Genomic DNA, 422 nt, shown 5'->3' with positions numbered 1-422 from the left:
AAATGATTCTGAAAGTTTTGATGGAAATCCTTTTTAAACGCTTCTTTAAAGGTTTCTTTGTCAAACTCTTTCCTAAACTCTTCTTTAAATGTTTCCTGACCAAAATCAGAAGAGTAGGAAGTTTTCGTATCTGCTTGAGAAGTTTCTTCTCTCTCCATATTTTTTAGAATTTCTTGAGCGGCTTCCCATGGATCGCCTAACTCTGCAATGACTTTAGCATCATCGTCTTGTTCTTCAAAATATTCGGTGAAGTAATCAACGACATCGTTCAGTTCTTGCGGATTTAGTGAACTTAAATTTTCTTTTAAATCATTGAGATATTGGTCTCGTATCATTTGCGTAAACTCCCTTCTATAATGCCATCGATCGTTTTTTTATAGGTCATCCATTCAGATTCTAGATACCTGATTTGCCCTTTACCT

The 422-nt window shown here is 35.1% G+C and carries 1 protein-coding gene; it reads right to left on the bottom strand.

The window, feature by feature from the left end; translation table 11 throughout:
• Positions 1 to 335: DUF1700 domain-containing protein (locus ACTQ48_RS11605; RefSeq protein WP_441571088.1), on the bottom strand; the 335-nt coding region annotated here is incomplete at its 3' end.
• Between the last annotated feature and the right edge of the window lie 87 nt (positions 336 to 422).

Source organism: Collinsella sp. Sow4_E3, from assembly GCF_052116285.1.
Classification (GTDB): domain Bacteria; phylum Actinomycetota; class Coriobacteriia; order Coriobacteriales; family Coriobacteriaceae; genus Collinsella.
Note: the sequence above shows the minus strand (reverse complement) of the source record. Positions and strands in the feature narration are given on the sequence as shown.